Below are 4,590 nucleotides of genomic sequence, written 5' to 3'. Positions count from 1 at the left end.
CGTCGCGGACAGATAGATATTGGGCGCCGCCTGATCGTCGAGGGCTATGCCGAAGACCTGTCCGACATCGCGGGCGTATACATCGAACGGCATTGTCGCCGGGAGGTCGCGACCGTCCCAATTCGCGGTGGCTTGCCGGACATCCATGACCCGGGCGGAGGGGCCGTCCGGATTGATGAAGGTAAGATCAATCGCGGACTTGCCCGCGGGCAGCGGCTTGATCGGGTCGGGAGCTATGGTTCCGGAAAATCCAGTGACGACCGCGTCGCCCAAACTCAGGCTTGGCGGACCAGCGAACTGCTGTGCCTCGGCGCGGTCGGGATGAAGTGAAAATAGCAACAACAGCGGCAAAAGCCGCGCGATGTCCTTGAGCACAATCCCACCCTCTCTTCGTCGCTCCGTGCGGAGCGTAATTCACTTGCAGTGAATTTCTTTTTGTAAAGTTTTTTAGCGCCGATCGAGGCCGACACAACTCCATCGATGCGGCTAAGCATTTTTTCTGTGGAGGCAAAGTACTCCAAAACAAAGACAACGTAAAGGCGCTCCGAGAGCGTGGGGCAGCTGTCGGTAGTTCATTCAATCGGCACGGCATGAGTCAGTCGAGCGTTATCAAATTCAATGGAGCGATTGGCGCGCCTACGGCACTATGGGAAGCAGTTTCTTCATTCACAGCTATCGCGCCGGGCCGCTCGCATTATTTCACGGTAAGTGAAGGCCGGGCTGATATACCGGGGCAAACACTCGGGCTTTGAAAATGCGTCTCACGCCGGTTTGGACGCGAGCCATTCGGAGTGGCTATTCCGAGTTCGTTTTCGGACGATCCCGATAAACGATCGATTTGATTGGCGCACCCGACACGATTACCTACCGGCAACCCGGCGCGCGCATCCAGATTGCGGCGGACTCCGTTGACGCCGTCGAGCGGAGACACGACATAATCCTGCACCGTCGAACCCGGTCACGGCTCAGGAGCAAGATATGAACGCGCCACCAGACATCGATCCCGTCATCGAGCCTTCTGCCAGCGAGGTTTTGCACTGGCTGACAAATGACGCGCGCGACGAGCGCTTCATCGACAATATCTTCGCCGAGCTGTGTGTCCGGCTCCAGCGAGCGGGCATTCCCGTCAAGCGGGCGACGCTTCATGTTGTGGTCAACCATCCGCAATGGCTTGGCGCCAAGATTACGTGGGAGAACGGGATGCGCGCGGCCGTGATTGAGAGGGTAGACTACGATGTCAGGGAGCGATCCCAATACATCGATAGTCCCGCCTACGAAATCCATGGCGGCGCCACCGAGGTGCGCGAGAATCTCGAACGCGATTCCTCTGATGGCCGCAAGCACGCCGTCTATGACGAGATGCGGGCAAAAGGCCTGACCGACTATGTGGCGTGGCCGCTGTACCACACGCTCGGCAAGCGGCATATCGTGACCTTTGCAACCGACCGTCCCGGCGGTTTCGAGGACGCGCATATCGCCGGCCTGTTGAAACTGTTGCCGGTGCTGGCGCTGGTCAGCGAAATCCGTATCAAGAACCGGCTGGCGCGAACGCTGCTCGAAACCTATGTCGGGTCGCATGCCGGCGAGCTCATTCTGGCCGGCGCCACCCGGCGCGGCAGCGGAACGACGGTCCGCGCCGCCATCATGATCTGCGATCTGCGTGATTTTACAGCGATTTCCGACAACTGGCCGCGCGATGACGTCATTGATCTTCTGAACAGCTATTTCGATGCGATGTCGGAGCCGATTGCGCGACATGGCGGGGAAATACTGAAATTTGTCGGCGACGGTCTGCTCGCGATTTTTCCGCTCAGCCAGCAATCGGCCTGCGCCAATCTGCTGCGCGCGGTGTCCGAAGCCCGTCAGGCCATGGCTGCCCTGAACGAAAAGAACAGCGAAAGCGGTCGTGCGCCGCTGAATTACGGCACCGGCGTCCACGTCGGGGACGTCATGTACGGCAATATCGGGTCGCGCACCCGGCTCGACTTCACCGTCATCGGCCCCGCGGTCAACATGGCTTCGCGTCTCGAAACCCTAACCAAACAATTGGGGAGGCCGGTGCTCGTGTCCCGCGCGTTCGCCGACGTCGTCGAGGGCGAGTTCGATCTGGAACGCATGGGCGAGTATCCGGTGCGCGGCTTCAACGAGCCTGTCGAGCTGTTTGCGTATCACGGCTGAATGAAATTACTCGTAGCGCTTGGGCGATTCCTGATACGGAATCCGGCGCGGCACGTCGAAGCGAACCAGCTTCTTCAGCCGATCCGCCGGGAGATGGCGGGTAACTCCAAGCGACGCCTGAAACGCTTCCGTTCTTTTTCAAGCGTATTCCATTTCATTCATTTCTCCAGTCACTTCCGGCAAGCTGCGAATCCAAGGCAAGCAGCCAGGCAGTTCTCAATTCTAATTGGGAACTGACAGATGTTCAACTAATCGTGTATGGTTTATTGCCTTGGAATTATAAACTGGATTGACAGTTCTAAAATAGAACTATAAAAACACGAATGCAATGATCGGGCGGCTTCCCGCCGCATCAGCAGGAAAAGGGCGCTATCCGATGGCCGCACCGCTCAAGGTTGAATTTCATTTCGATTTCGGCAGCCCGAATGCCTACCTCGCCGAGCTCGTATTGCCCGAGATCGAAAAGCGGACCGGAGTCGAGTTCGACTATGTCCCGGTGCTGCTGGGCGGCGTCTACAAGGCCACCGGCAACATGTCGCCATTCGACTCGTTACGCGGGATCAAGAACAAGCCGGAATACAACGCGTTGGAGACGCAGCGCTTCTTGCGGCGGCACAACATCACGAAGTTCAAGCCCAACCCGTTTTTTCCGGTGAACACCTTGATGCTGATGCGAGGAGCGGTCGCCGCGCAGTTCGAGGGGATGTTCGAGAGCTATTTCCGTGCGGCCTACCACCACATGTGGGTCGAGCCGAAGAAGATGGACGATTTGCAAATCTTTCGCGAGGCGTTGGTTTCGTCGGGCGTCGACATCGATCGCCTGGTCGCGCGCGCGCAGCAGGACGACGTCAAGAACAAGCTGATCGAGAACACCAGCGACGCGGTCAATCGCGGCTCGTTCGGCTCACCGACCTTTTTCGTCGGCAACGAAATCTTCTTCGGCAAGGACAGTCTGCGCAACGTCGAGGAAGAAATCGTCGCGCAATTGAATGCCGCGCAGCGCAAGACTGCGTGAAGCACCGGAAAGACGGCGATTGAGGCGGGAGGTAGCATTGCCGACGAAAGCAAGGGACGCAGCGGCCGGGATGCTTGAAGGCCTGCCCAACCGTTTCCACCAGGTCATCGAACCTTACGTCGCGGCGACGCCGGACAGCCTCGCACTGGTCGAGGACGGCGACACGCTGACCTATCGTCAGTTCGACCGGGCGGTCTCCGGAACCGCCGATGCTCTGCGACAACTGGGAGTCCGCGCTGGCGACCGGGTCTTGATCGTCAGCGAAAACTGCATATCGCTGGCATGCCTGCTGTTCGCTGCCAGCCGGCTGGACGCGTGGGCCATTGTCGCCAACCCACGTCTGTCGCCTCGTGAACTCGACCAGATCAGAGATCACAGCGGCGCACGTCGCGTCTTTTTCACCGCCGATGTTTCGGAGGAGGCGGCCGCCCATGCATCGCGCTCCGCGGCGGGGATCGGCGACGTCGGTCCGCTCTCTGGTATCGGCGTTTCGGCGCTCAATGAGAACGCGGTGGCCGAGCCGCTCGAGCCCGATGGAGCCAAGCAGGTCGCGATTCTGATCTACACTTCGGGGACCACGGGGGCGCCTAAAGGCGTCATGCTCACCCATCGCAATCTCCTGTTCAGCGCCAAAAGCACGGCCATTCATCGCAATATGACCGCGGCGGACGTGCAATATTGCGTGCTGCCGATCTCCCATATCGTCGGTATTTCGCTTCTGACCATGACGCTGATGGTCGGGGCCGTTATCCGCCTCGTCGTCAAATACAGCCCGGCGGCGCTTGTGAAGGCGATGGCGGAAGAGGGCATCACGTTGCTGAATGGCGTGCCCGCGACCTATCAGCGTCTGCTCGAATACAAGGCGACGGCGAGGCTGCCCAGGCTGGACCGCGGCGCGCTCCGCCTGATCGCGGTCGCCGGCGCCCCGCTCGATCTCGATCTGAAGGCGCGCGTGGAGAATGAACTCGGCCTGCCCCTGCTCAACGCCTTCGGCATCACCGAGTGCTCGCCGGGAATTTCCGGCGTGAGGCCCGACGCACCGCGCAGCGACAATTCGGTCGGAAAGATTCTGGCAGGCCTGGAGGCGCGCATCGTCGCGCGCGATGGCTCGATCGTCACCAACAGCGACATCGGCGAGTTGCACGTCCGCGGTCCGAACGTGATGCGCGGTTACTACCGCGCGCCCGATCTCACCGCGAAGGTTATCGACCCGGACGGGTGGTTCAATACCGGCGATCTTGCCCGCTTCGAGGGAGACCAGATGTATATCGTCGGCCGCACCAAGGAGATGATCATCCGTTCCGGTTTCAACGTGTATCCGGCCGAGATCGAGGCGGTGATCAGCACCCATCCTGCCGTGGTGCAGTGTGCCGTGGTCGGTCGGCAGGCCGCCGGCA

At 60.1% G+C, this 4,590-nt stretch carries 3 protein-coding genes and 1 pseudogene; 3 read left to right on the top strand and 1 reads right to left on the bottom strand.

All coding sequences use genetic code 11. From position 1 onward, the window contains the following. A pseudogene (locus ABSG20_RS30415) lies at positions 1-375 on the bottom strand (hypothetical protein); the annotation flags it as partial. A 603-nt stretch (positions 376-978) separates the two neighbouring features. Between ABSG20_RS30415 and ABSG20_RS30410 the strand changes: the two are divergent. The 3 genes from ABSG20_RS30410 to ABSG20_RS30400 all read left to right on the top strand — a co-directional run. Then, positions 979-2,178, top strand: a complete 1,200-nt coding sequence (locus ABSG20_RS30410) for an adenylate/guanylate cyclase domain-containing protein (protein ID WP_423868159.1) — start codon at positions 979-981, stop codon at positions 2,176-2,178. Positions 2,179-2,554: 376 nt separating this feature from the next. Further along, complete coding sequence (locus tag ABSG20_RS30405) at positions 2,555-3,193, top strand: 2-hydroxychromene-2-carboxylate isomerase (RefSeq protein WP_423868158.1); 639 nt, start codon at positions 2,555-2,557, stop codon at positions 3,191-3,193. A 37-nt stretch (positions 3,194-3,230) separates the two neighbouring features. Then, positions 3,231-4,590 (top strand): class I adenylate-forming enzyme family protein (locus ABSG20_RS30400; RefSeq protein WP_423868157.1); only part of this gene is annotated, 1,360 nt, incomplete at its 3' end.

Source organism: Bradyrhizobium sp., assembly GCF_049512235.1.
In the GTDB taxonomy this organism is placed as follows: domain Bacteria; phylum Pseudomonadota; class Alphaproteobacteria; order Rhizobiales; family Xanthobacteraceae; genus Bradyrhizobium.
This window is presented reverse-complemented; position numbering and strand designations above follow the sequence as displayed.

Bases quoted from the DNA above. Each gene is read 5' to 3' on its own strand.
- ABSG20_RS30410 (WP_423868159.1), top strand. From the start codon at position 979: ATGAACGCGCCACCAGACATCGATCCCGTCATCGAGCCTTCTGCCAGC.
- ABSG20_RS30405 (WP_423868158.1), top strand. From the start codon at position 2,555: ATGGCCGCACCGCTCAAGGTTGAATTTCATTTCGATTTCGGCAGCCCG.